Here is a 26,381-nt window from a genome sequence, read left to right on the forward strand (position 1 = left end):
AGGCACCGAGCTCGCAGGTTCGCTCCGTGCGAGTCGATGTCGGCGAAGGTGCGTGAGACGCCGTCGGCTTGGGGGCGATCACGTGACAGGTTGGGGAAGCTCGCCGGCGTGGAGTTTCACCACTTTCACGTGTGTGCAGCCCGCAGCCTTCAAAGCCCGACGCCTGTGCACGGCGGCCGGCTTGTCGAAGAGACTGGCCGAAGCCTGCGCCGCACCGTCGGGGTCCGTCCACGTCAGCCCGTAGCGTCGCACCGTGGTGGTCACCAGCTCGTCCTCCTGCGCAATGGTTCATGGGGCCCTGTACTGACGATGCGGCCCCCCTCTGGATCTCAGCCTTCCATTTTGAACACTCGTACACACGCGATGGGCCGGACGGAGACCTTTGGACCAGACTCGCGAGGCGGGAGGCGCCGTCGCATGCCCGCATCGCCCAGGGCTCCGAGACGATCCAGAAGTACCTGGACAGCGGCATGACCAACGACTTCTCGATCCCGCCGGCACCTGTGCTGTTCGGCTCGCGTATCCGCCTGCCCGACTGCGTGGATTCCGACCGTGTCGCACGCTACGTACAGCCTCGGCAAGCGACACCCGACGACCAGCCGTCTTCAGGCGCTGTCCTCGGGGTGGCACGTCAGCCCCAGGTCCTTCGCCAGCAGGACCGTGGCAAGGCGATCGCGCGTCCCGAGTTTGCGGTAGAGCCTGTCCAGGTGGGCGTGGACGGTGCGTACCGAGATGCCCAGACGGCGCGCGATGGCCGCGGCGGTCAGCCCCTCGGCCAGCACATTGAGCACGGTGAGCTCGCGGGGCGTGATTCCCATGCCGCAGGCAATTCGTTCGGGCTGGGGCGGCTCCCCTTCCCCCTCCGAGGGCCTTCGGAGTCTGCGCATCTCCCGCACGTGGATGTCGACGCTGCGCAGCAGGGGCTGGAGCCGGTGCGCGAGAGCGGTCTCCCGCCGAGTGAAGTCCTTGCCCGGGCGTCCCATGATGAAGCCGCGGATCACTTCCCCGGTCACGGGCAGTGGAAGTGCCATCTGCCGCGTGGTCCCATAGATCTCGAAGGCTTCGTGATAGCAGTCCGACCTCAACCAGTCCGCGCGGTCGCAGACTTCGTCCACGGTGGCGGGGCGCCGTTCCCCGCTCGCGGTGTAGCGGAAGAGCGGATGCTCCTGGCGCATGCGCCGCCCGACGAGTTCCGCAATCGGAGTGCGTCCCACCCATTCCGGTGCCCAGCCCTCCGAGTGGCCGACTTTCTGCCGCCAGCGCAGGTCTACGAAGATTGTGGTTGTTGCGTGGAAGACCTCAAGCATTTCCTGGCCTACCAGATGCCACATTGATTCAGGGGTGCGGCTTTCCAGGACCGCGACCGCCATGTCGAGCATGTGTGCGTAGTCGCGCTGCGATAAGTCGGCCATGAGACCAGCCTCCTACCTGGAGCTGATCCTTTCTAGGTAATTCTCTCTATATCTCCGAAGGCGCCAGAACGGCAGCCTGTTTCCACGCGGATGAATGAACACATCGGTCCGCGCATCCCGCCCACTCGCAACACACCTCACGGAGGGTTTTCCATGCCTCAACGCAATACGGAACAACGCAGTTCGCATCCCGGAGCGGATCCGGCAGTGGAGCCGGGCGCCCTGGCGGACGGAACGATCCTCACCTCCGCCGCGGACGGGGTGCCGTATCTCCTCCAGGACGGTCGGCGCAAGCGGATCCTCAGCCCTGCCGGCGTCCTCGCCGCCGGAGTCGACCTCCGCTCGAGCGCGGCGCAGCAGCTGACGCTCTCCGAGGACCAGCTCCAGCGCATCCCGTCGGCCGGCATGCTCGCCCCCGCGGGGACGCGGCAGTTCGACTCGGGGCTGATGCACCTCGGAGCGAACCACTGGATGCGTACCTGGGGAGTTCTGGACCTCGGCACCGGCCAGGTGTCCGCCCAGACCCGCACGGCCACCTTCACCTGGTTCGGCGGCTACCACGGCGCCACGTACGTCATCTTCGGTGACGCGGACGACGCCCCGGTCTTCCAGACCGGCATGCACCGCTACGGCGTGGACGGGACGGTGATCGGCACCTCGGACCGGACCGATGCCTGGTGGGAAAGCATGCCGGCAGCCGACACCGCCCGGATCACGCGCCACGCCGTCTTCCTGACGTGGGCGCCCGATTCCTTCGAGAAGATTCTCGGCCGCTGGGCCGAGTCCGGCGAGAAGGTGGCATCCCTGGTCTCCAGCGTGGCCGCCGTGGCTGCGGTCTTCGCCGCCTGAGTGAGGAGTGAGCACATGCCCGAATACCGGATTCAGGTCGCCACGGGGAACGTCGACGGCGCGGGAACCGACGCGAACGTCTTTCTGACCATCTACGGAAGCGCCGGCAGCAGCGAGGAAATCCAGCTCGAAAGCGGGCGGGACGACTTCGAACGCGCGAGCGTGTCGAATTTCGTCCATACGATGCGGGACCTGGGCGACTTGCAGAAGGTCCGGATCCGCCACGACAACTCGGGGCACTGGCCCGGCTGGTTCCTGGAGCGGATCGTCATCCGCGATCAGGAAGCCGACAAGGAATGGTCGTTCCCCTGCTCGTTGTGGCTCGCCACGGACGAACACGACGAACAGATCGACCGGATCCTCGATCTGGCCTGACCGATTACGCCAGGAGGTGCGTCGGCGCCTCCTGGCGCATTCGGTGAACGGTGATGAAATGCAGGCGCGTGGACAGGTCGCAGGAGCGCGGGGGTCCGCGAAGAGCACGCCGGGCCGCCTGGGCGGACGGCCAACCCCCAGCGACGGGCCCGGCTGTTCGCTGCCCGGCGGCTCGCGCAGGAGACTTTGCGAGACGAGGGAAGTCGCAAGGTTCGGTGATCACTCGTCGGCATGCCCGACACCACCACCGGTGACCCGCACGTTTTTCCACTGCTCATCCGTTAGGTCCAGGAGGCGGTCGATGGTCAAGTGGGGTGGGAGTGGACCGTGGTCTCCTGTCACGCTCAGGGCCGACGCCGCTGTGACGTGGCCGAGGCGCAGGGATCGACTCAGCGGCTCTCCCCTCAGCAGGCCGGCCAGGAAGCCCGCCGCGAAGGCGTCGCCCGCGCCGACCGGTTCGGTCACGTGAGCCGGTGGGGCGGGGACCGTCACCGAGCCCGCGGGAGTGAAGGCCGTTGCCTCGCGGGGGCCGTCCTTGACGACGACGATGCGTGGTGCGGGCAGGAGTTCACGTACGGCGGTGGCGGTCAAATGGGCACCCCACAGGTCCTGGGCCTCGTCCAGGCCGACGAAGACGATGTCGGCGCGCCCGGCGAGGTCGTGCAGCACCTGCGGGGCGGTGGCCTCGGGCCAGAGCTGGGCGCGGTGGTTGACGTCGAAGCTGATGGCGTGCGGGCGTTCGGGGGCAGGGACCGCAAGGGCTTGGGTGACCAGCTCGCGGCAGGAGGCGGACAGGGCCGGTGTGATGCCGGTGAAGTGCACGAGGGCTGCCGTGCGCATCGTCTCGTGGTCGAGGAGGCCGGGGCCGAGCGCGGAGGCGGCTGAGCCCTTGCGGTAGTAGTGGACCCGGGTGCCTGACGGCGAGGGGTTCTTCAGCATCAGGCCCGTCGGCCGGTCCGGGTCGGTGCTCACGTGGGAGACGTCGACCTTGGCGGCGGCCACGACGGCGCGCACCCGGGCCCCCAGCGGATCGTCGCCGAGTGCCGACAGCCAGGTTGACGGGATGCCGTGATCGGCCAGGTACATCGCCACGTTCGACTCGGCTCCCGCGACCGACAGGGCGAGGTGGTCGGCGTCGGCGAGCGGCCCGGAGGGGGCGGGGGCCAGGGCGGCCATGGTTTCGCCGACGCAGACCACGCGCCCGGACTGCGGGCGCCACGAGTCCGTCATGCGAGGTCTCCTGCGATCGGTGCCGAGGGGGCGAGCCGGAACGCGGGGGTCGGCGTACCTGGCACGTCGACGGGAAGGGTGAACACGGCCCCGTCATATGGGCCGGGTGCTTCCAGGCCCACCGTGGCGGTGGTGATGTGCAGCAGCGTGCCTTCGAGGCAGACGCCGGCCGGCTGCCCGGCGGGAATGCGGACGACCCGGTCGAGGCCGCCGTCCGGAAGGTACCGTCGTGCCGTGCCCGTGCCCCAGACCGCGCACCACACGGCGCCCTGGGCATCGACGGTCATGCCGTCCGGGCTGCCCCCGTCCACCGTGAAGAAGTCCTCGGGGCTGCCGACATGGCCGGTGTCGGGATCGACCGGGTAGCGGCGGACGAAACCCCGGGCGCTGTCGGCCAGGTACATGGTGCGTCCGTCCTCGGTGAAAGCAGGGCCGTTGGGGATGGTGAGGCCCTCGACGACCGGGGTCACGGTGCCGTCGTGGTCGACGCGGTACAGGGTGCCGGCGCCCTGGGTGCCGTCGTAGGCCATGCTGCCCGCCCAGAACCGGCCGGAGGGGTCCGCGACGCCGTCGTTCATGCGCATGTCCGGTCCGGGACGGTCCTCGGGTGTGGCCAGCCATCGGGGGGTGCCGTCCGGTGGGAGGAGGCACACGCCGGTGCCGGCGGCGGCGATCCACGTGCCGGGGTGGTCGGCGACGGGCGCCACCGCGCCCAGCGGGACGGGCAGTCGGAGGATCTCGCGAAGCGGCAGGCGGGGATCGTCGGCGGCGCTGAGCAGGCGTCCTTGGAGGATGTCCACCAGGACGACACCGTCGGCCGTCCAGCGGATTCCCTCCCCCAGGTCGAGACGATCGGGACCGGTGACCCAAGGATGCTTCGCGGTCATCCGGCGGTCTCCTCGACGGCGGCGATGAAGGCACGGGCACGCTCTCGCAGGGCGCTCAGGCTGCCGCCGTCGGCGGCATCGCCGACGAGCGGAGAGCCGACACCGACGGCGGTGGCACCGGCGGCGAGGTAGGCGCGGGCGGCGTCCAGGTCCACTCCGCCGACGGGCACGAACGCGGCGTCGGGGAAAGGCGCGCGCAGTGCCTTGAGATAGGCCGGTCCTCCGGCCTGGGCGGCGGGGAACAGTTTCAGCGCGTCGGCGCCCCGGGCCTGGGCCGTGATGATCTCGGTGGGGGTCATGACGCCCGCGAGGACGGGCAGGCCCAGCTCGTGGGCGGTGTCGGCGCCCGCTCCGAGGCCGGGGGTGACGGCGAACGCGGCGCCGGCATCGCGTGCGGCGCGCGCGTCGTCGGCGGTCAGGACGGTGCCCGCGCCGATCGGCCGGTCGGGCCCGAGTTCCCGTGCGCAGCGGGTGAGGACACCGAGCGCGTCGGCGCCGCTGAGGGACACCTCGATCAGGTCGATGCCCTCCTGGGCCAGGGCCAGGACGGTGCGCAGCGCGGCGTCGGCGTCGCCTCCGCGGACGATGGCGACGAGGCGGCGGTCGGCCAGGGCGGCTCGTAGGTCCACGGACAGGAACTCCTTGTGTGTCGGGTCGTTTCTCGGCAGGGCGGGCCGTGGACCAGCGGGGGTCAGGGGCAGCCGCAGCCGGCGGTCAGGGTGAGGCGCCAGCGCACTTCCCCGGAAGCGGGGACGCTCGCCGCGTCCACCGGGCCCGCTTCGGCGAGGTCGAAGGTGCGGCCGAGCATGGGCTCGACACCTGTGCTGCGGTAGGGGGCCGTCGCGGGGAAGCCGCCCAGGTTGCGCCACAGGGCGACCGACACCGGCTGCCCCTCGGCCGCCACGGCGAGAGTGAGCCGGTCGTTTCCGTCGTGGACGCAGACCCGGTCGGCCGCGAGGACGGCACCGACGGCGGTGCCGTCCTCGGGGCCGAACCGGTCGAGGCGCAGTCCGCAGGGTGCGGGCCAGTCGCCTTCGACCCAGGCGGCTCCGTCCGGCCAGGGCGCGTCGAGCAGGGAGGAGGCCTCGGGGAAGATCCGGGTGGACACGCCTGTCCTGGCCCGGAGTTGGGCTCTCTCGGAGAGGTCGAGGAGTGCGTGGGCGGCCCATACGAAGCGGTAGCCGGGGTCGGCCTGGAGCGTGTAGTCCGCCTCAACACCGTCGGCGGTGGACCGCATGGTGCGGGTGAGGGTGAAGGCGTCGCAGTCCACGCGCTCGGTGTCACCGTCGCGGGACCACGGCCGGGACCAGGCGTCCCCGTGGTCGGGCAGGCCGCGCACGGTGGGCAGGCACTCCTCCAGGCCACCCGCGTCCACGAAGGCGTCGCCGGGTGCGACCCGCTGCCGCGCGGGGTCCGGACGGTGCCACAGCCATTCGCGGTCGCCGTCACGCAGCGAGGTCCAGCGTCCGCCGTGTGCGGGGTCGGTGGTGAACGTCAGGGGCATGGTCACCACTCCGTGAACGAGCCGTCGGGCTGCCGCCACACGGGGTTGCGCCAGGTGTGACCGGTGCGGTCGGCGGCACGTACGGCGTTCTCGTCGACCCTGACGCCGAGACCGGGCGCGACACACCGGTGGGCGTGTCCGGCGGTGAAGCGGAACGGCTCGGGGTCGACGACGTAGGAGAGCAGATCGGCGTCCCTGTTGTAGTGGATGCCCCGGCTCTGCTCCTGGATCAGGAAGTTCGGTGTGGCGAAGGCGACTTGGAGGCTGGCCGCCAGGGCGATCGGGCCGAGGGGGCAGTGCGGGGCGAGCTGTGCGCCGTAGGTGTCGGCGAGGGAGGCGATGCGGTGGACCTCGGAGATGCCGCCCGCGTGGGACAGGTCGGGCTGGGCGACGGCGATGCCGGCGGCGAGCGCGGGCAGGAACTCGGCGCGTGAGAAGAGGCGTTCGCCGGTCGCCAGGGGTATGGGGCCGGCGGCCACGAGTTGGCCCAGGAGGTGGCCGTGTTCGGGAACGACGGGTTCCTCGACGAACAGCGGGTGCAGCGGGGCGAGTTCGGTGAGCACGCGGCGGGCGGCGGCGGCCGTGAAGCGGCCGTGGAAGTCGACGGCCACATCGCGGCCGGGGCCCAGGACCTCGCGGACGGCGGCGACCCGGCCGACGACGGCCGCCGTCTCGGCGGCGGTGGCCATCGGTGAGGTCGGGCCCGCCGCGTTCATCTTGACCGCGGTGAAACCCGCCTCGACCTGCTCGGTGACCTGCTCGGTGAGCTGCTCGGGTTCGTCGCCGCCGACCCAGGCGTAGACCCGCACGCGGTCACGGACGGGGCCGCCGAGCAGGGCGTGCACGGGGGCGCCGTACGTCTTGCCGGCGATGTCCCACAGGGCCTGGTCGAGGCCAGCGACGGCGCTCGACAGGACGGGGCCGCCCCGGTAGAAGCCGCCCTTGGTGAGCACCTGCCAGTGGTCCTCGATGCGCAGCGGGTCCTGCCCGACGAGGTACTCGGCCAGGACGTCCACGGCGGCCCGGACGACCTCGGCCCGGCCCTCCACGACGGGTTCGCCCCAGCCGACCACACCGTCGTCGGTCTCCACGCGGCAGAACAGCCAGCGCGGGGGGACCAGGAAGGTCTCGATACGGGTGATCTTCACTGAGAGGTGGTGCCTTCCGCTTCGTCGGTGGTGCCGACGCGGTCCAGGTCGCGGCCGGCCTGGTCGAGCAGGGCACGCATGGCAGCCTCGGCCGCCAGCGGGTCCTGGGCGCGTACGGCGTCCAGGACAGCGCGGTGGGCCGGGACGGGGTCCTCGCTGTGCGGGGAGGAGTGCACGATCCGGTCGCGGTGGGCGAGGCCGGACTCGAGCACCATCTCCATGCGTTCGAGGAGTTCGTTGTGAGTGGCGGCGAGCAGCGCGCGGTGGAAGGCGAGGTCGGCGTCGATGGCGTGCGCGGGATCGGGGCCGGTGTCCCCCATCGCGGTGAGCGCGTCCTCGAGGGCGGTGAGGTCGGCGTCGGTGCGGCGCTCGGCGGCAAGGCGGACGGCCGCGGGCTCGATGATGGAGCGGACCTCGGACAGGTTCCGCAGCAGGGCCTGGTCGGCCTCGCCGGCGCGGCCCCCCTCGAACTGCCAGCGCAGGACGTCGGCGTCGAGCAGATTCCAGTCGGCCCGCGCCCGTACGAACGTGCCGCGCTTCTGACGGGCGTCCACCATGCCCTTGGCCGCGAGCACCTTCAGCGACTCGCGCAGCGCGGTCAGGCTCACGTCCAGCTCGCTCTGGAGCGCCACCAGGTCGAGGGTGGCCCCCTCGGGAATCTGGCCGCCCAGGATGCGGCGGGCGAGGGCCTCCACCGTCTGGCCGTGCACGCCGCGGCTGGCGTAGGGCGTCATGTCGTCGAGCCTTTCTGCTGGGTCCGGTGCCCGGGACCCGCGAGGGGCCGGGCGGGGTTCGTCGGAGGCACGGTGCGGGTGCTCATGCGGAGGCCTTCACGACGCTCCAGCCACCGTCCACGACGAGACTCGTGCCGGTGATGTAGGACGCCTCGTCGGCCGCGAGGAAGGCGATGGCCGCAGCCACCTCCTCGGGGGTGCCGAAGCGGCGGGCGGCGGTCTCGGCGACGCTGCGCTCGCGCTCGTCCTCGGGCACCCGGTCCCAGGCCGCGGTCAGGATCGGCCCCGGTACGACGGCGTTGACCCGCACCTCGGGCCCGTACTCGACGGCGAGTTGCCCGCACAGGGAGAGCAGGGCCCCCTTCGCGGCGGCGTAGGCGGGGTGACCGGGAATGCCCCGGTGCGCATGGACGGATGAGATCAACACTACCGCTCCGCCCCTGGCCCGCAGATCGGGCAGGACCGCGCGCACGCCGAGGAAACTGCCGGTGAGGTTCACGTCCAGCTGGCGCTGCCAGGAGGGCAGGGTCATCTCGTGGGCGGGCGTGACGTCGACCGTGAACGCGTTGCTGACCAGGACGTCCACCGGTCCGAAGGCGTGGGCGGCGGAGACGACGCGCGCCCAGTCCTCCTCGGCCGCGACGTCGGCGGCGACGAAACGCGCCTGCCCGCCGCTCTGGACGATCCGCTCCGCGGCGGCCGTACCGGGCTCCTCGGCGATGTCGGTGAGGACGACGGCGGCTCCCTCCTCGGCGAGGCGTGCGGCGGTGGCGGCTCCGATGCCGGAGGCCGCTCCGGTGACCACGGCCGTGCGGCCGGTGAAGCGGGCGCCGTGCCGTCGTGCGGGCTGGTCCATCGTGGGGTTCGGCTCCTCGGTGGGGTGTGCGGTCATCGGCGGGTCAGGACGACGAGGTCGGCGTCGTGGCCCGCGCTCCAGCTGAACGCAAGACCGTAGTGCAGCAGGTGGGCGCCGCTGTACTCGGTACCGGTCTCCTCGTCCGTGTACCCGGCTGCCGGGTCCAGTCCGCGCAGCCGCAGCCGGGCCGGGCGGCCGGGTACCAGCGGGGCCCCGTCCAGGCGGCCGGTGCTGAAGGCGGCGACCACGACACGCGGGCCGTCGGCCTCGGTGTACTGCACGCCGCAGATTGCGTCGTCAGGCGTGCCGAGCAAGCGGGCCTGGCCGTGGTGGACGACGTCACGGATCTGCTTGTAGCGGGCGATCCAGTGGGCGGCCTCGGTGCGCCGGTCGGCGTCCCAGGAGCGCAGGTCGGCTCCCACGCCCAGGACGCCGCACATGGCCAGCACGAAGCGGAAGGCGAGCGAGCGGGGGCGCGGGTCGAAGACGCCGGGGGCGTCGGTGACCCAGGAGCTCATGACGTGTGGGGCGTGGGCGTGCAGAAAGCCGTACTGGATGGCGAGCCGGTCCAGCGGAGCGGTGTTGTCGCTGGGCCAGACCACATCGGTGCGGGCCAGGGCGGCGTGCTCGACGCGTCCGCCGCCGCCGGCGCACCCCTCCACGGTGACGTGCGGGTGGCGGGCGCGCAGATGGTCCAGGACCCGCAGGTATCCGGCGACGTGCGCGGCGTCCAGGTCGAGGCGGTCGGCGGGGCCTGCTGCGGGCCGGCCCCGCTCGGTGGGTGGCCGGTTCATGTCCCACTTGAGGTATTCGACGGGGTGGTCCCCCAGCAGCCGGTCGAGTGTGCCGATCACGAAGTCCTGCACGTCGGGGCGGCCGAGGTCCAGCAGGAGCTGGTTGCGCACCAGTCGGCCGGGACGGCCGTCCACACGGTAGACCCAGTCGGGGTGCTCGGCGTACAGACGGCTGCCGGGGCTCACGGCCTCCGGTTCGACCCACAGGCCGAAGCCGAGTCCCAGCGCCCGCACCTCGTCCACGAAGGCACCGAAGCCCTGCGGGAACTTCGCCGGGTCGGGATGCCAGTCGCCCAGGCCGCCGGTGTCGTCGGCACGGCCTGTGAACCAGCCGTCGTCGACGACGAACAGCTCGGCGCCGATGTCGGCGGCCGCCTTGGCGAGTTCGAGCTGGCCCGCGGCGTCGACGTCGAAGCCGGTGGCCTCCCAGGAGTTGTAGAGGACCTTGCGCGGGCGGTGCAGGCGTTCGCCGCTGAGGTGGCGCTCGTACCGGTGCCAGACCCTGGACAGGCCGTCGAGTCCGTCCGTGCTGAAGGCGCAGGCGAGCCGAGGCGTCGTCAGGGTGTCGCCGGGTGCGAGGAACACGGCGCCCTCGTGCGGCTGACGTCCGGCGCGGACGCGGACGGCGCCGCCGGGCTCGGCCTCGGCGGTGATGTGCCAGTTGCCGGGCCACTCCAGGGCGATGCCGTAGGTGGGCGCCGTGTCGTCGGGAAGGGCGGCGTCCTGTACGGCGATCCAGGGGGCGTAGGCGTGCCCGGGGACCGCCTGGGTGCTGCCCATGGTGAACGTACCGCGCCGCAGGTGGAGTTGGGTGCGGGTGAACTCCTGCGACCACTGTCCGGTCAGGTAGGTGAGGCGGGCTCCGTCGGTGACGGGCACGTTGACGGCGGCCGAGTCGAGGCGTTCCACGCGCAGTTCGTCCGCGCCGGTGCAGGTGAGCTCCATCCAGCGCAGGATGACGTCCGTGTCGGGCACGGTGGCGTAGCACAGGGTGACGTCCGCACCGGCGACGTCGTCGGTGAACCGCAGCCGCAGCCCTCGATCGTCCTGGGTGGCGCCGGCGAAGTGCCACCACAGTCCGCGTTCGCCGCCCGCGTGCCCGACGACGAGGTCGGCACCGGTGAACGGGCGCAGGCCCTGCGGGATGTACTCGGCGGGGGCCGCGTCGGCGGGGGTGATGAAGTGGGTGCGCCGGGACCAGTCGAGTGCCGACGGCCCGTGCTCGACGCCGTGCGGTCCCCAGGCGGCGAGTTCGGCCCAGGGGCCGTCTGGGGAGAGCCGGACGGTGTAGCTGGTGTGCTGGGTGTGCAGGGTCCAGCGGTCGTCGTGGGGCATGCCGTCGTGGCGGGTCCCGTCGTGGTGCGAGGCGCTGTGGTCGTACCGATTCACGCGGTCGTACGGGTTCACATGGTCGTTGTTCTTCAAGTCGTGCGGGGTCGTCATTTCACCGCTCCCAGGTTCAGGCCCGCCACGAAGTGCCGCTGGAAGCGCAGGAAGACGGCGACGGTGGGCGCGGCGGCGATCACGGAGCCGGCGGCGATGACGTTCCACATCGACACGTACTGCCCTTGCAGGCCGATGAGGGCGGCGGTGATCGGCATCTTGGTGTCGCTGCGCAGCACGGTGATCGCCCACAGCAGGTCGTTGAAGATCCAGGTGAACGACAGCGCGCTGAGCGCGGCGAGCGCGGGGCGGGTCAGGGGGAGGATGATCCGCCAGAAGATCTGCCAGGGCCCGGCGCCGTCCACGACGGCGGCCTGCTGGATCTCGTCGGGGATGGCCCGCATGAAGCCGTGGAGGACGAAGACGTAGAAGCCGACGCCGAAGCCGATCTGCACGCCGACGAGGGCGGGCAGCGTGTCGTAGACGCCGATCATCTCGCTGAGCTTGGCGACGGGGATGAGCAGGATCTGCGGGGGCAGCAGGTTGCCGCCGAGCATCAGCAGCAACAGCGTCCGGCGCAGGGGAAGGTCGTAGCGGCTGAGAGCGAACGCGGCCATCGCGGCGAGCGCCAGCGTGATCAGCACGCACGGGACGGTGACGAGCAGGCTGTTGATCAGGGCGCGCTGCTGGCCGCCGTCGACCCAGGCCAGACGGAAGTTGTCGAGGATGAAGGAGTGCGGGAGGCTGCCGAGCCCGTGCGCGGCGATGTCGTCGAAGGAGCGCAGGCTGGTGACCAGCACCAGGGCGATGGGCAGCAGCCACAGCACGGACAGCGCGCCCGCTCCGAGGTGGAAGCCCGCGGTGGCGGCTCGCCGGCGCTTCACGGCGGTCGAGTGGGCGGACATCAGTCGGCCTCCCGGAAGGCGCGCACGAGGTAGGAGCAGATGACGCCGAACGCCAGCGCGAAGATGACGACGGCGAGCGCGGAGCCGTAGCCCAGGCGCAGGGACTGGAAGGCGGTCGAGTACATGTAGGTGCTCAGCAGCTCGGACGAGTGGTACGGGCCGCCGCGGGTCAGCGACCACACGACGTCGAAGGAGCGCAGCGAGTCGATGACGATGACGGACAGGACGACCGCGTTGACGCTGCGCAGTTGGGGCAGGGTGACGTGGCGGAAGCGCTGCCAGGCGCTCGCGCCGTCGACCTTGGCGGCCTCGTACAGGGCCGGGTCGATGCCCTTGAGTCCGGCGAGGTACAGCACCATCACGTAGCCGATCTGGCGCCACAGGGCGGGCACGATGACCGCGTACAGGGCGGTGTCCTGGTCGGCGAGCCAGGCGTGCCGCAGGCTCTCCAGCCCGACGGCGTCGAGCAGTTGGTTGAGGACGCCGTCCGGCTGGTAGATGGCCTGCCACACCAGGGCGGTGGCGACCAGGGAGAACACGACGGGCAGGAAGAGGGCGGCCCGGTAGAACCCGACCCCGCGCCGCTCCTGCTGGAGGAGCAGAGCCGTCGCGAGACCCAGCAGCGCCGACAGTCCGCCGAACAGCACCAGCCACAGGACGGTGTCGATCGCCGCGGTCCTGAAGACCTCGTCGCCGGCCATCTCCCGGAAGTTGCCGAGGCCGATGAAGCGGGGCGCGGAGACGCCGTCCCAGGAGGTCAGGGCGAGGTAGAAACCCTGGAGAGCGGGCCAGAAGACCCACACGGCCTCCGCCAGCAGCGGCACGAGGACGAAGGCGAGGACGAGCGGCGGCACACGGCGGACGGGTCCCCGGCCGCGTCCGCCGGTGGGCGTGACGGCCGGGGCCGGGCGTGCGGGGGTGAGCACGGCCACCTCAGGCACTCCAGATCTTCTGGGCGTCGCGCTGCCAGTCGGTGAGGATCGAGCCGATCGACTTGGGCTTGGCGATGAACTTGGTCAGCGCGGTGTCGGCGGTGGGCTGCAGGGCGTCGCTGGAGTCCCGGTTGAAGAACTGGGTGATCTCGACCGCCTCGTCGATGTGGGCGCGGCCCTTCTTCACCAGTGCCGTGCCGGCGTCCTTGGCGTCCGGGTTGCAGGGCAGGACCGTGCCCGAGGAGCCCTTGATGTAGATCTCCTGCGCCTGCGCGGTGGCAAGGTAGCCCATCAGCTCGGTGACCCGCTCGGCGCGACCGGTGCGTGCGCTGGCGAAGTAGCCGTCGACGGGGGCCTCTTCGGCGACCGGCACCTTGGGGTCGATGACCGGGAAGCGGAAGAAGTCGATGTCGTCGAGGGCGTCCTTGGGGGCCGCGTCGGCGAAGAAGGTGCCGATCAGCATCATGCCGGTGCGTCCGTTGAGCAGCGCGGTCGTGGCGTCCTGGAAGGCGATGGCGGTGCCGTCGGGGTCGAAGTACGGCAGCAGTTCCGTCCAGCGGTCGAAGACCTTGCGGACCTCGGGGTCGTCGAACCGGTGCTTGCCTGCGAGGAGTTCACGGTGGTACGGGGCGCCGTTGATGCGTATGTCGAGGTAGTCGAACCAGGCCGAGGCCACCCAGGGTGTGTTGCCGCCGGCGCCGAGCCCGATCGGTGCCACTCCTTTGGACTTGAGCTTGTCGCACAGGTCGAGGAAGTCGTCCCAGGTCTTGGGCTCGCTCACGCCCCACTTGGCGAAGTTCGACTTCCGGTAGAACATGCCCCACCAGTAGTAGGTGGAGGGCACGAACACCTTCTTGCCGGAGCTCGCGGTGCACAGCGTGTTGAGCGCCTTGGAGTAGCGCTTGAGGTCGGGCGAGGAGGCCCACAGGTCGTCGAGGTCGAGCAGCAGGTCCTTCTTGGCGTAGGCGTCCGCCACCGAGCCGGGGTACCAGGTGTAGACGTCCGGGGGGTTGGCGGAGGTCAGGTAGGTCGGCAGTTGGGTGCGGAACGTCTCCGCGGCGACCGTGTTGAGACTGACGCGTCCGCTGTTCTTCTTGCCGTAGGCCGCGACGAGGTCCTCCATCGCGGCCTTGGCCTGCGGCGCGGACAGGTTGGACTGGAGGCTGACCGCGCCCGAGGACGATGACTTCGAGGTCGAGGTCGAGGTGACGCAGCCGCTGAGCAGCGCCGCCGTACCGGTGGCGCCGAGCCCGGCGAGGAAGCGTCTGCGGCTGGTGTGCGGGTTCGACATGGGTGGGTCTCCCTGAGGGTTCACGCGGCGGGTCCGTGGGTTCGGGGCTCGGACGGGCCCGGCGCGGCCAACCAAGATTCGCGTGGCGGTGTGGCCACGTCAAGATAATTACTAATTTATTTTCTCTAGGGCGGAGGGCGGCGGGACGGGGAGCCTTCGGCGGCTCGAAGGGGGTGCGGGGCGGGATTCGCGACTGCGGCCACATCGGCCGTGGATCGGCATCGTCGACTTCCGGCGCGGTCATCGCGGCGTCAAGCCTCGTGCCACTCCCCCAGGTTCGGGGGCTGCGCGGCGACGACTCTGACAGCCGACCAGAGCCCTGTCAATATTTATTCCTAATTATTGTCGCCGAGCGGCTGACCACCGCGGCGCTGCGCCCGGGCGGCTCCCCACCTGGACGCAGAGCCCTAATGATTAATTTAGTAATTAATCTTGACGGGCCCCCACACCACCTGCAAGATCCTCGCAACCACCCGCAGGCACGCGGACCGCGACCGGTCCCACGTACCCCGCCGCGCGATCGCGACGGTCCGGCAGCCTGATCGGACAACGAAGGATCCGACGTGAAACGACATCTCACCGTCCTCCTGGCCCTGCTGACCACGCTGCTGGCCGTGCAGGCCCCCGCCCACGCCACTCCCCCGCGCGGCGACGACGCCGTCTCGACGTCGGCATCCGCACAGATTCTGAGCCCGACGCCCTACATGGGCTGGAACACCTACTACGCACTCGGCGGCGACCCCACCGCGGCGGAAATCGAGTCGACCGCCGACTTCCTCGTCAGCAGCGGCCTGCGCGACGCCGGTTACAAGTACGTCTGGATCGACGGCAACTGGGCCGCCCCCACCCCGCGCAGCGCGGCCGGGGACCTGGTCCCCAACCCCGCCCAGTTCCCCGACGGGATGAAGCCCCTCGTCGACTACATCCATTCCAAGGGCCTCAAGGCCGGCATCTACACCGACGCCGGCCCCTACATCCCCGGCAAATGCGGGCTCGGCAGCCACGGCTACTACCAGCGCGACGCCGACCAGTTCGCCGCCTGGAAGTTCGACGCCGTCAAGGTGGACTACCTCTGCGGCATCGCCGCCGACCTCGACCCGAAGACCGTGTACACCGAGTTCGCCAAGGCGCTGCGGAACAACGCCAGCGGACGCCCCATGATCTTCAACCTCTGCAACCCCGTCACCTCCCCGGACTGGGGCAACTACCCCGAGGAGCAGCAGTCAACGTACTCCTGGTCCTACGCACCGGCCATCGCCCAGTCCTGGCGCACCTACACAGACGTCGGATTCGTCGGTGAGATCAAGTTCAAGGACGTACTGCGCAACTACGACGCCAACGCGCGGCACCCCGAGGCGGCCGGCCCGGGACACTTCAACGACCCTGACTACCTCGGACCCGAACTCGGCATGAGCGACGAGGAGTTCCGCACCCAGATGACGCTCTGGTCGGTCGCCGCCGCGCCGCTGGTGATCGGCAGCGACATCCGCAGACTCAGCAAGACCTCGCTCGACATCCTCGACGACCCCGACGTCCTTGCCATCAACCAGGACAGCGCCGGAGTCCAGGCCGTCCGCGTCGGTCCGGCCGGCACGACGGAGACCTGGGTCAAGCGGCTCGCGAACGGCGACCGGGCCGTGGTGCTGCTCAACCGCGGCGACAGCCCGGCGACCCTGACCACGAAGGCGTCCTCGGTCGGCCTGAGCGGAAGCCGGTTCACCCTGAAGAACGCCTGGACCGACCGGGTCACCGAGAGCGCCGGCACGATCAGCGCCGCCGTCCCGGCCCACGGCGCGGCCCTCTTCCGCGTCGCCCGGGCCACGGGCAAGCCCGGCCTCCCGCACGTCGTCGCCGGCCTCCCCCAGGTCACGAAGGTCGGCGGCGACACCGTGCCGGCCGGCATCGCCCCCGTGATCGCCGGCGGTGACCAGGCGCAGGTCGAGGTCGACGTCCGCAACGACAGCCCGCAGCCCGTCTTCACTCCCCGCGTCGAGCTGGCCGCCCCCACCGGATGGACCGCTCGCCCGACCGGGACCGTGCCGAAACTGCTGATGCCAGGCCGCTCCGCGACCTTCACCTTCACGCTCACCCTGCCGGACACCGCGGCACCGGGCAGCGCCACCCTGGCCGCGACCACCACCTACGAGACCACCGGCAAGCAGCGTCTGCGGCAGGAGACGGCCACGACGCTCGTGGTGGCGCCGGCGCCACCGCACGGCGACGTCGCCCTGTCCCACCACGACTGGATCAGCGCCACCAGCGGATGGATGACCCCGACCGTCGACCGCAGCGTAGGCGGCTGGACGCCGATCAGCATGCTCGGCCAGGAACACCCCACCGGTATCGGCGTCGCATCCCCCTCCACCATCCGCTACTACCTCGGCGACCGCTGCACCCGGCTGACGGCCACCGTCGGCATCGACGACGCGGTCCGCAACGTCGGTCCGGAAGGCGGCACCTCGACGTTCCAGGTGCTCGGTGACGGCAAGGTGCTGTTCGACAGCGGAGTCCTCAACCGCGACGGCACCCGCCAGGCCGACGTCGACCTCACCGGCGTCCGCGTCCTGGACCTGGTGGTCGGCGACGCCGGGGACGGCGGCTACAACGACCGCGCGGACTGGGCCGGCTTGGACGCCAGCTGCTGAACCGGACGGTGGGGCCGCCCCGCTGAACCGGACGGGCAGGGCCGCCCCGTCGAAGCGATCGCGCGGGGCGGCCCCTGCCGGAGGCGAGCAGGACATTCCGCGGGGAAGAGCGGCCCCGGGAGAGCCACGCCGCTGGTCGGGGGCCGTCGGTGATGTCTGTCAGACCTGCCGTGTCACGCCGGGCCGCCTCGACCTCGTCCAGACGCTTGGCCAGGGCCGCGGCATCAGCGGAGGTGGTCTCCGGGCAAGGCGTGGGTGAAGCTGACGTTCGTGCAGGTGCAGGGAGAGGGCGACGGGTGCTGCGTGTCCGGCCTCGCCCGTGCCGTATCCCACCATGGTCGTCCAGCTGTCCGGGGCCGGGGTCGCACCAAGTGCTTGAGGACTACATCACCTTCGCGGACGAGTCCCGAGCGCGAAGGGGCCCCCTCGCTCCCCTGTCGCGGGCCCCCGGCTGCGGGCGACGCGAGCATGCGCCGTGCTACGGGTACGAGGCCGCTCTTGGCACCGTTCAGGACACCAACAGCCTCGTCACCTCGCGTAGTTGGTCGTGCGCCGCCACTAGGGCGACCGCACGCTTTGGAGGGGGTACGTCGGGGTAGCAGGCGGCCCGCAGCAGGTATTCGGCGAGCATGGCATGCCACTCCCAGGCTCGGTCCGGCTCGGCGGCGTCCGGACAAACCGAAGCGAGGTTCGTAGCCAGCCATGACAAAGCCACCACCGCCGCCGGGCCGGGCGAAACGGCATCGGTCGGGGTCGCGAGCGTGCGTCGGCCCAGGCACAGAGCCAACTCCCGCCAAGCCCGGAAGCGGGTGAAGAACATCGATTCCACACCCGAGTCCACCGACCTCATCAGCAGGTCGACACCAAACCTCGCCGCGTCGGCAGCCCAGTTCAGCCGTGCGAAAGCGCTGGTGTCGATGAGGACTGGTGTCGGATGGCGGCCCTGGCAGATCAACACGTTTCCACCGTGCAGATCACCGTGGACGAATGTGGTCGATGACGGCCGGCCCAACTCGCTCAGGGGCACGCCCAGCGGCCTGCCCTCTTCCAGGAACGACTTCAACTCCCTCGTCAGCTCTTTCAGATCCGACAATCCGCCACCATCGGGTCGAAGCAGCGCAGGCGAGAGCTGCTCCAAGGCCTCAAGCACCCGACGCCGCCGCAGCGGTCGAAACTGCAGCAGCTTGGTCAGCGGTGGGCCCACCTCACGGTTCTCGACGTGCGCGGCCCGCAGTCCCTCCCCGAACAGCTTGATCATCACATCTGCGACGTCCGCCTCGCCGGGACCGGCCGCCAACCAGTCTCGCAACGTGGTGGCGTGGTCGGGCAACGGGGCTCCGAGCGCGTACCAGCCGTTGACCGGGCCGACGGGTCGGTCCGGGCGCTGCCTGATCAACAGCAAGGCCGGAAACACCTTTGCGGCTCTGGCGTTCTGCTCCGCCTCATGCACAAGACCCTGATGGTCCCGGGAGGCTTTGAGTACATGGCGCCGCACGGGACTGCCCGGAGTCGTCGCAGCTACTGAGCAGACGACTGCTCCGGACGCTCCAGGCGTGAGGTACGTGAGACGCATGCTCGCCGTCTCGGTCCCTTCCGCCTCAAGGATCCTGCTGTAGAGCTGGGACAAGGTGGGTTCACCGACCTCGTCGATGATCGACTGGACGGCGGGGTCCTCCGCGTCCGCGTCGACTTGGATGGTGCACACGGTGCCGTTGTTCAGCAGATGCTCGCGTACGGCCTTCACGATCGCGGCCGGACTGTTGTCGAGCGACCCCTGGGTGAACTCGTAACGGCGGAAGACGTGATGCGCCCCTGAGCGTCGCGCGCGGTCGAACAGATCGGGCATCGACTCATCGCCGGAACTCACGGCGATGATATAGGTACGGTCCGAGCGTTCCCTGGCCTCGGTGATGAGTTCCAGGCCGCGTGGCTCGATGAGATCGGGGAGGTCTTCCCGTGCGAAGAGCAGGTCGACGAGGACGACGTCGTAAGGCGGGTCCGCCAGCCGGATGCATTCCTGTCCCTCGTCAGGCTCGGTCTTCGTCTCCCAGCGCACCTGCCAGCCGAACTTCTCGAAGTGGGTGTTGAGCCGTGCCGTCGAACGCCGTTGGTTTCGCTCTTCGTCGTCGACCATCAGCCCTCGGATGACCTGCATGCTCAGGCCCCCTCCCACAACCGCAGTGTCAGGAGCGTCTCGAACGTCCACTCCCCGTCGTCGTGAACTGCCTGCCCAGTGAGAGAGGCCCCGAACGGCCGCAGCTTGGCATCCAGTGTGCGCAGGCCCTGGCCGGGCGAGGAACTGGGCCGTGTCCCGCTTGTTCGCAACCGGACGCGCGCCGTACCGGAGGTCTCGTTCATCCGGATGACCTCGAGTCGGCACTCTGCACCGGGCACCCGATGACGCCGGGCGTTGTCCAGCACGTGATCTATCGCGTCGTGCAGCAAAGGCGCAGGGCAGAACACCTCCGTTTCGGTCGCCGAGGCCGGCAGCGCCACATGGATGTCGGACACAGGCGCGCTCTGCAGGGTGCCTAACACGGGTTCCAGCATGGTCGGCGCCGAGGAGACCAGGTCGACGACGAGTGCCCGCTTCCCGGTCTCCGGCAGATGGGTGGCCAGGAACATCCTGTACCACCAGTCGAGCCTGTCGAGCAGTTCGTTGCGCGTGAGCTGCCAGTCCAGGTCGTCCACACGCCGCGGCCCGCGCAGCAGGCGGTCCAGGCGTTCGGTGACCTCGCTGAGCGCGGAGATGCCGCTGGACAGCAGTCGCATCAGCCGTTCGTGCTCGCGCCTGCCGAATTGGTCGTCCACGTACTCGCCCGCCAGGATGTGCCGCAGCACCGGCAGGCACACCAGGGCCCGCTCGGCTAGATGCCGCTTGCACGTCTCCCAGTCAGAACGAGCGTCCTGGGTGGCGCGCTGCGAGGGCGCGGCGTCCTCCAGATCCTCGACGTAGTCACGCACGCGCAGCAGGCCGGAGTCCAGGCGATGCCGCATCACCGCGTGCCCCAGGTCCTCCCTCAGGTGTTCCCACGCCTTCTGCGGATCATCGGGTTTGGGCCGTGCCTTGTGGTCAGCGATGGTGATCAACTGCTGCACCACGTGCAGATGTTCGTCGGCCAGCCCGGGCGAGTCCGATGTGCGCTGCTCCTCCAGTGATTTGCGGCAGCGCAGCAGACTCTCACGCAACCGTGAGAGATCGATCGGCGAGTCGTGGGGCGGGCGCTGCAACAGCCGGTAGCACTCCAGGAACATCTGATCCACGAGCAGCGGCTCGTCCAGGGCCAGGGCCAGCAAGCGCGGAAGCACCTCGGTCAGCTGTTGCGGTGTGGTGGCCGCGAGCACCATCAGCGCTTGAACACGCAACCACGGAGAGACGTTGGCCGACTTACCAAGACCTGCCACACAAAGCCGCGCCAGCAGATCTCGTCCCACCGTGAAGCGCAGCGGGGGCAGTTTGAGCCACTGCTGCTCAGCGGCCAGTAGGCGCAGCAGGTTGACTCGGCTGAACTCCTCGCCGGGAGCGGTGTCGTCGAGGAGGGCGCGCAGTTGGTCCACGACACGTTGCCGGGAGCCGGTGTCCCGCAGGGCCTGGCGCAGCAGCGCGCGCCAGCGGATGTAGTCGATCACGTCGTCGGAAATGATCGGCACGGCGAACAGGTCCGCGGCCGCACTGCTGAACACTTCCTCCCTACGGCGCGGACGCAGCAGTTCACGCAGCTGAGCAGCATGTCGACGCAGCCGGTCGGGAGCCGCCGTGTCGTCCTGCACACGCATGCGGGTGGCGCAGATCGCGCAGTCGTGCGGGGGTTCGCCCGGAATGCTGCTGGCGCTCACGAAGCGTACGACGGTCGGCACGGGACCTCCCCCGCCGGTCGGCACCACCGCCTGGAGCATGCGAAGGGCAGCGGCTTCCTGGTGTTCGAGCCTGTCCAGGAGGACGACGGCGACGACCGCCGCGGCACCGCTCGCGGCTGCCAGCCGGATCATCTGCTGCAGCGTCGTGCCGGTCGTCGTTCGCCCGTCCAGGACAACGACGGTCTGGCCCACAGATTCGTGCCGCACGGCGGTTGGAAAGATCCATTGGTTCCGTGCAACCCCGCGCGGCACTGCGACCAACTGCCCGACTTCGTGATCGAGTTCGCGCAGACGTCGGTGCACGGCTACGGGAAGCCTGCTGTCGTAGGAGTTGTCCGGTGTGCCCGCGTACCACAGTTGCAGTGGCCGTCGGCCGGCTGGTCCGGGCACCTCCTGCACGGTCGCCACAGCCTCGCGCAGCACCTCGAGGAGGATGTCCGTGATTTTCGCACCCGTCTCCGGGTGCCGCAGCGCACGGTCGAGGTGCAGCATGGCGCTCGAGTGCGAGCGCGGTCCGGCCAGATGCCCCAGGGAAAGCGTGTCGGGGGCGCCGGTACACAGGCGCAAGAAGTCGATTTCGGAGATGCGCGGGGGTTCCGGAGGGGAGGGAACCACGGGGTGACGCAGTATCGGGTCGATGTCCACAACGTCAAGGCCTGCGTCAGTGGAAGGCGGGGTACGGCCGTCCACGGCGTAGATGTCGATGGAGACATCGGTAAGGGAGACCACAGGAATGCTGCGGTTGAGCAGTTGGATGTCCCGGCGCTCCGGCCGGGCGTCCACGACACATGCGATGACGGCGGGTTCCGCTCCGGCCGCCGCGACGGCGGCCGCGGCCCTGCGAGTGGTGTTCTCGGTCGAGAGAAGATCAGTGATGAGCACCACGCGTTCGCCGGCCTGGACCCGCTCGCTCGGGTTCAGGCCTTCCAGGTCGAGTTCGCCGGGCATGGCGTGATGTCGGCCGCCGAGCGCGAGGCTCTCACTGAGCCGGGCCGCAAGGAGCCGTGGTGCCGCCGAGACGTGAGCCACCATCGTGGGCGGCTCGCCTTTGCCTCGTCCGGCCAGTACCTGCTCCACCTTACGAGCCAGCACATATGCGGCCGTGGCAGTGCCGATCGTCGCCGTCAGCATCTTCGCCGAGTCGACCCAGCGCCGGGTGATCCGCAGGCCGGGCGTACGAAACAGGCCTCTGGCCACGCCCTCGTCCTCACCCCCCTCCTCCACCACCTCGGCCAACTGGCTCTGCACCTCTCGCTGGAGGGTTCGCAGGACGCCGTGCGGAGACAGGACGAGAGAGACCTGTCCGCCGGACACGTCGACGAGCCCGGGGCACCGGTCCAGCATCCTCCACAGTTCCGCCCCCGGTTCTCCGCCGGCCGCCGTCCACCGCCGCATCGCTGCCTCCACTGCCATCACGCCGCCGTTCCGGCTCAGCTCACGCAGGACGGCACGCAGAGGGATCGAGCCGCCGTACCAGATCGGTGAGCCGTAACAGCCGTGCACCAGGATCGGGCTGGACAGCACAGCCGCTCCGCTGTGGTGTTCGGCGTGCAATCCGGTCACACTGAGGTCGAGGATCTTGGGGTCCGCGTCGGGGAAAAGCACCGCGACAGCGGTGAGATCCGCGAGTGTGCCCGCGACGCCGAGGGCAGACGTGAGTGCGCTCTGAAGGCCCGACCGGCTCAGGTGGTCCGTGTCCCGGAGGGACATCGACAGCACGACGCCGCCCACCGACGGGTCACGTGCCGCTTCCCGAGCGGCCGACAGGAGGTTCGCCCGCCCCGTCTCACCGAGTCCGCCTACCGGATCGAACATGCAACGCACCCAACGCAGTTGCCGTCCAGTCGCCGCCTCCGGGCGGTCGACCCAGGACAGCGGGTTGCGGTGCGACTTCGGATCGGTGAGTACCTGTACCTCGTGCAGAGTGCCGGGGGCGCGGCTGAGTCCGCTCTCCGCGATGGCGAACTGGCTGTCCGACTCCGTGTAAACGAGCCCTGCCAGCGCGTCGGCGGTGCGGACGACGACACTGCCCCCGTAGCTCTTGACCAGGTGTCTCACTCGCCACAGCCCGTGGTGCGCTCCGCGGGTGCCGTAGCTTTCCGGCGCTTCTGAACTGTGTCCGAAGGCGTAGAACACCGTGTCCTCGGCTTCGGTGAGCCGCTGACCCGACACCGGCCGTACACCGGAGGGGACACCTCGGCGCGCCTGTACCGGGTCGAGCCTGGTGACCAGGCCACTGCCCGAGTCACCCACCAGCAACCGCAGTACCTCGCTGCGGCTGATCGCGGCCAACTCGGCCAGTTCGCTGGAGGCGGGCGGCATGTCCGTGTACCGGCGGCCGTACGTCGCCGAGTCCAAGAACACCGCCCCCACGAGGGAGTGCGGAGGCCGGCCGCCGACGCCCGCGGCAGCGTGCTCAGCCACATTCGTCAGCAGTTCCATCAGTACGGTCTGGCTGAGCGCGTCAGCGTCCGGTTGCGACAGGCCGAGGTCGCGCAGCCTGGCAACGATCCCCTGGAAATCCTGGGAGACGACCAGCGCCTGCGCGTCCAGAGGCGGTAGCCAGTGGAAGGGAAGAATCCGGCGGCGCACATACGGAGATTCGTCCGGCGCTGCCGGCTTGGGTCCGAGAGTGTCATCGGCGTGCGCGAGATGTTCCACGGTCGCAGCATCGTCCAGTCTGACCGTGCCCTCCGGCCAGCGGGCCGGCACCAGCGCGTCGAGGAAGCCGACTTGACGCATGAAGTCCCGTGCGTCACCGCGCCCGCGAGCCCGCCGGGTCAGCAGTCGCTGTGCAGCAGCCCGGCTCTGCTCCTTGGACTCGATGTCCACCGGTTCGTGTGCGTCGGGCAATTCGGCCGTGGGCAGGGTGACGCGCACCGGAACGCTGTCCCGTACGGCCGCGTCCACCAGCAGCAGGCCTCGCGCCAGGGCCGACAGGTCCGCGAACTCCACACGCGAGAAGTCCAGATGGAGTCCTTGCTCCTGGATCCGCGGGGTCCAGCGTCCGTCCGCCGCGAGCGGGGCACGCCGGGACAGCAATACGTTCTCCCAGGTCGTTGGGGTCAGTCGAGGTGGGAAGCGAAGCCCTGCCATGATCAGGAACCCTCCCTGCGCGGATGCGGCGTGCTGCGAATGTTTCTGCCCGCACAAACCATGGAATTATCCCTGTTCTACGGATACTTCGACCGCCCGCCATCATCAGAACAGTGCGTCAACGCAGGAGCCGCCCGCTCTCAGCAGTTGCGTGTGTCCTCACTTCACAAAGCCGTGACAACTAAGCCCGTCACGAACAACCTTGAGGTGATCCCCCAGCAGGAGGAACTGGTGGTGCGATCGAACCGGAACGGGCACGGCTCGGAGGACAGGGTCCCGGATCCCGGGGACAGGTTGACTCTGTTGAGGTGGCACCTTGACCGGTACGACCGGCTTCGTGCCTCCACAGCCTCCAGGGCTTCTGTCGTACTCAGTGCCGGGGCCATCCTGTCCGCCGGCAACGCCGTTGTCCTGGCCCGCCTCATCGACAGCCCTGACTCGGGACTCAGCAGCGCGACCACGCTGGCCTTCGGCCTCGGGCTATTGCTCAGTGTCGGGCTCGTCGTATTGTCGTTGACTTTGGCAACCGGAGTCTTGGTCACACCCAAGCCCAGCCGGGACACCTTCATGGACGCCCGGAACCTCCCTGCGGCCCTGGTCTTCAACCCCACCGACACCGTTCGCGAGTTGGAGTCCTATGAAGATTTCAGATCCAGCGTAGAAAGCCAGTCCTACCAGGCGATACTCGCGGCGGCGCAGATTGAGTTGTGGATCGGGATACGCCAGCACCGTCACCGGTACCTACGGCTACGCGCCGCAACCCGAGTCCTGCGCTGGGCTGCCGTCGTGTTCGTCGTATCCCTCACCGGATTCGTCATCGCCATGCTGAGCAAATCGCTGTGAACCGCGCCCACTCGGTTGGGTGGTGGAGTGAATTTCCGCGACCCCCGGCGTTTTTCACAGGCACAGCGTCAGGCTGGCCATGGCGAAGCCTGGCGTCCGCCCGCGTAGGCGAGCCCCAGGCGGGTGGGCGGGGCTACGGCCGCCAGATCACCGCGGTGCTCGTGGAGCTTCCCGGTGTCGGGAAGGTGATCCGGACGCCGACGGCCACGCCGGCGTTGTTGATCGACGTGGCGTAGGAGTTGCTGCCGTCCGGTGTCACGTCCAGTTCGGTCAGGCTCCCGTCGGCCTCGTAGCGAAGGGCGAAGCGGTGCTGATCGGACGGGACCATGACCCCGGTGTGCCCGACGGAGACACCGGCGTCGTTGACGGCGACGGCCGTGGTGTATTCGTACGCGGAACCGATCGCCGTGGCGGTTCCGTCGGGGCTCCAGCTCGTGGCGGTGTAGTCGATGTTGTCCGCTCCGAGCTGCCAGCCGACGACTGTGCCCAAAGCGTTGATGGCGTTCGCGTTCGAGTGCGGGCCCAGGTCCGTGACGGTGCCGTCGGCACCCCAGGTCACGGAGCGGGACTGGTTCCTCGTGCCACCGGTCGGCACGGCCCCCCGCGCGACTACGGTGCCGGCGTCGTTGATCTGGACGACCCACGCGGTGGAGTAGGCCGAGGTGGGGTCGAGTGGGACCGGAGTGCCGTCCGGGAGCCACTTCACGGGGTGATAGGCGCTGTAGTCCGAGAAGGACACACCGGCGACCGTGCCCGAGCTGTTGACCGAGAGGGCGAAGGCGAGGGTGTCACCCGGGAGCGGTGCGAGTTGGACGGCCTGGCCGTCCGGGAGCCACTTCACGGCGTGGTAGGTCCCGCCGAGCGCGGACTCTCCCACCGCTGTGCCGGTGCGGCTCATCGCGCGGAAGACGGTCCAGGTGTCGCCGGGCAGGGGCTGCAGTTGGGTGACCGTGCCGTCGGGCGCCCAGCGCACGGTGTGGCTCCCCGACCAGCCGGCGGCGGTCCCGTCGTCGCTGACGGCTTCGGCATAGCCCATCGGGTCGCCGGGCAGCAGCGGGAGTGTCGTGGGGCTGAGGTCCGGGTTCCAACGGTAGGAGACAGCTGGTTGTTGGAGCCCTGGGTGTGGCCGACGATCACCCCGTTGTCGTTGACTGCGGCGGGGTAGCTCGAGGTGGCGCCGGGCGGGAGGGGCAGGTCGGCGGCCATGTTGGCCGTCGAGCCGGCGCCGGCCGACGCGCTGACGGCCGAGGCCAGCGTGAGGGTACAGACGGTGGCCAGGGTGAGAGTGGCTGCGCCCGCGGACCGCAGGGCTCTGATGCCGATGCTCATGACGCGAATTCCCCGTCTCGTGGACTTCATCGGAATGGCACGGTGGTGGTGCTGTGTCACGTCGCGCATGGAGCGTTCCTGTGGGCAACCCCGCTCGCCCCACAGGAACTTCACTCAGTCTTCACCACGTGGGGCGCGGTCGCAGCCGGACGCTGGGTTCGTTGACGGGAACCGTCCGGTTCTCGGGGCCGACGTCGAGGCGGACCACGGCGTGACGCTGGTCTGACGGAACACTCCCGCGTCGATGGCATCCCCAGAAGTGGTGCAATGACCCGGAAGGCGCGGGTGCCCGGGCCGCAGAGGTGCTGCC

The 26,381-nt window shown here is 69.9% G+C and carries 20 protein-coding genes; 4 read left to right on the forward strand and 16 right to left on the reverse strand.

Going from position 1 to position 26,381, the window contains the following annotated elements; genetic code table 11:
• Positions 1-78 precede the first annotated feature (78 nt).
• Both M2163_RS06585 and M2163_RS06590 read right to left on the reverse strand, forming a co-directional pair.
• Positions 79-264, reverse strand: a complete 186-nt coding sequence (locus M2163_RS06585; protein ID WP_280853814.1) for a hypothetical protein — start codon at positions 262-264, stop codon at positions 79-81.
• Between the two features lie 341 nt (positions 265-605).
• A complete protein-coding gene (locus tag M2163_RS06590; RefSeq protein ID WP_280853813.1) occupies positions 606-1,412 on the reverse strand; it encodes a LuxR C-terminal-related transcriptional regulator in 807 nt (268 codons plus the stop codon).
• Between the two features lie 153 nt (positions 1,413-1,565).
• On the opposite strand from M2163_RS06590, the gene M2163_RS06595 reads away from it, so the two are divergent.
• Both M2163_RS06595 and M2163_RS06600 read left to right on the forward strand, forming a co-directional pair.
• Positions 1,566-2,261 carry a hypothetical protein gene (locus tag M2163_RS06595; RefSeq protein ID WP_280853812.1) on the forward strand — a complete coding sequence of 232 codons (696 nt, stop codon included), beginning with the start codon at positions 1,566-1,568 and terminating at the stop codon, positions 2,259-2,261.
• A 15-nt stretch (positions 2,262-2,276) separates the two neighbouring features.
• On the forward strand, positions 2,277-2,636 hold the full coding sequence (locus tag M2163_RS06600; protein WP_280853811.1) for a PLAT/LH2 domain-containing protein: 360 nt from the start codon (positions 2,277-2,279) through the stop codon (positions 2,634-2,636).
• 219 nt (positions 2,637-2,855) lie between these two features.
• On the opposite strand, the gene M2163_RS06605 is transcribed toward M2163_RS06600, so the two are convergent.
• The 11 genes from M2163_RS06605 to M2163_RS06655 form a co-directional block, all read right to left on the reverse strand.
• A complete protein-coding gene (locus M2163_RS06605) occupies positions 2,856-3,866 on the reverse strand; it encodes a sugar kinase (RefSeq protein ID WP_280853810.1) in 1,011 nt (336 codons plus the stop codon).
• Positions 3,863-4,753, reverse strand: coding sequence for an SMP-30/gluconolactonase/LRE family protein (locus tag M2163_RS06610; protein WP_280893409.1), 891 nt, complete (start codon positions 4,751-4,753; stop codon positions 3,863-3,865). Before M2163_RS06610 ends, M2163_RS06605 begins: the two co-directional genes overlap by 4 nt.
• A complete protein-coding gene (locus M2163_RS06615; RefSeq protein WP_280893410.1) occupies positions 4,750-5,382 on the reverse strand; it encodes a bifunctional 4-hydroxy-2-oxoglutarate aldolase/2-dehydro-3-deoxy-phosphogluconate aldolase in 633 nt (210 codons plus the stop codon). Before M2163_RS06615 ends, M2163_RS06610 begins: the two co-directional genes overlap by 4 nt.
• A 62-nt stretch (positions 5,383-5,444) precedes the next feature.
• Positions 5,445-6,257, reverse strand: coding sequence for a hypothetical protein (locus M2163_RS06620; protein WP_280853807.1), 813 nt, complete (start codon positions 6,255-6,257; stop codon positions 5,445-5,447).
• Between the two features lie 2 nt (positions 6,258-6,259).
• Complete coding sequence (gene dgoD / locus M2163_RS06625) at positions 6,260-7,405, reverse strand: galactonate dehydratase (protein WP_280853806.1); 1,146 nt, start codon at positions 7,403-7,405, stop codon at positions 6,260-6,262.
• Positions 7,402-8,139 (reverse strand): FadR/GntR family transcriptional regulator, encoded by a 738-nt coding sequence (locus tag M2163_RS06630; protein WP_280853805.1) that lies wholly within the window; start codon positions 8,137-8,139, stop codon positions 7,402-7,404. The genes dgoD and M2163_RS06630 overlap by 4 nt, the downstream gene beginning before the upstream one ends.
• A gap of 82 nt (positions 8,140-8,221) precedes the next feature.
• Positions 8,222-8,995 (reverse strand): SDR family NAD(P)-dependent oxidoreductase, encoded by a 774-nt coding sequence (locus M2163_RS06635; RefSeq protein ID WP_280854306.1) that lies wholly within the window; start codon positions 8,993-8,995, stop codon positions 8,222-8,224.
• Positions 8,996-9,027: 32 nt separating this feature from the next.
• On the reverse strand, positions 9,028-11,124 hold the full coding sequence (locus M2163_RS06640) for an alpha-galactosidase (RefSeq protein ID WP_280854305.1): 2,097 nt from the start codon (positions 11,122-11,124) through the stop codon (positions 9,028-9,030).
• Between the two features lie 104 nt (positions 11,125-11,228).
• On the reverse strand, positions 11,229-12,077 hold the full coding sequence (locus M2163_RS06645; protein ID WP_280853804.1) for a carbohydrate ABC transporter permease: 849 nt from the start codon (positions 12,075-12,077) through the stop codon (positions 11,229-11,231).
• Positions 12,077-13,009 carry a sugar ABC transporter permease gene (locus M2163_RS06650; RefSeq protein ID WP_348540987.1) on the reverse strand — a complete coding sequence of 311 codons (933 nt, stop codon included), beginning with the start codon at positions 13,007-13,009 and terminating at the stop codon, positions 12,077-12,079. The genes M2163_RS06645 and M2163_RS06650 overlap by 1 nt, the downstream gene beginning before the upstream one ends.
• Before the next feature lies 1 nt (position 13,010).
• Positions 13,011-14,300, reverse strand: coding sequence for a substrate-binding domain-containing protein (locus M2163_RS06655; protein WP_280853802.1), 1,290 nt, complete (start codon positions 14,298-14,300; stop codon positions 13,011-13,013).
• A gap of 563 nt (positions 14,301-14,863) precedes the next feature.
• Between M2163_RS06655 and M2163_RS06660 the strand changes: the two genes are divergently transcribed.
• Positions 14,864-16,945 (forward strand): NPCBM/NEW2 domain-containing protein, encoded by a 2,082-nt coding sequence (locus tag M2163_RS06660; protein WP_280853801.1) that lies wholly within the window; start codon positions 14,864-14,866, stop codon positions 16,943-16,945.
• A gap of 508 nt (positions 16,946-17,453) precedes the next feature.
• On the opposite strand, the gene M2163_RS06665 is transcribed toward M2163_RS06660, so the two are convergent.
• Together M2163_RS06665 and M2163_RS06670 are read right to left on the reverse strand one after the other, a co-directional pair.
• A complete protein-coding gene (locus M2163_RS06665) occupies positions 17,454-19,100 on the reverse strand; it encodes a phosphotransferase (protein ID WP_280893411.1) in 1,647 nt (548 codons plus the stop codon).
• Between the two features lie 2 nt (positions 19,101-19,102).
• Positions 19,103-23,899, reverse strand: a complete 4,797-nt coding sequence (locus M2163_RS06670) for a hypothetical protein (RefSeq protein WP_280893412.1) — start codon at positions 23,897-23,899, stop codon at positions 19,103-19,105.
• A 153-nt stretch (positions 23,900-24,052) separates the two neighbouring features.
• Here M2163_RS06670 and M2163_RS06675 point away from each other — a divergent pair, with 153 nt between their 5' ends.
• On the forward strand, positions 24,053-24,742 hold the full coding sequence (locus tag M2163_RS06675; RefSeq protein WP_280893413.1) for a hypothetical protein: 690 nt from the start codon (positions 24,053-24,055) through the stop codon (positions 24,740-24,742).
• Positions 24,743-24,875: 133 nt separating this feature from the next.
• On the opposite strand, the gene M2163_RS06680 is transcribed toward M2163_RS06675, so the two are convergent.
• Positions 24,876-25,778 carry a hypothetical protein gene (locus tag M2163_RS06680; protein WP_280893414.1) on the reverse strand — a complete coding sequence of 301 codons (903 nt, stop codon included), beginning with the start codon at positions 25,776-25,778 and terminating at the stop codon, positions 24,876-24,878.
• Positions 25,779-26,381 lie beyond the last annotated feature (603 nt).

The sequence above is a fragment of the Streptomyces sp. SAI-135 genome, from assembly GCF_029893805.1.
Taxonomy (GTDB): Bacteria; Actinomycetota; Actinomycetes; order Streptomycetales; family Streptomycetaceae; genus Streptomyces.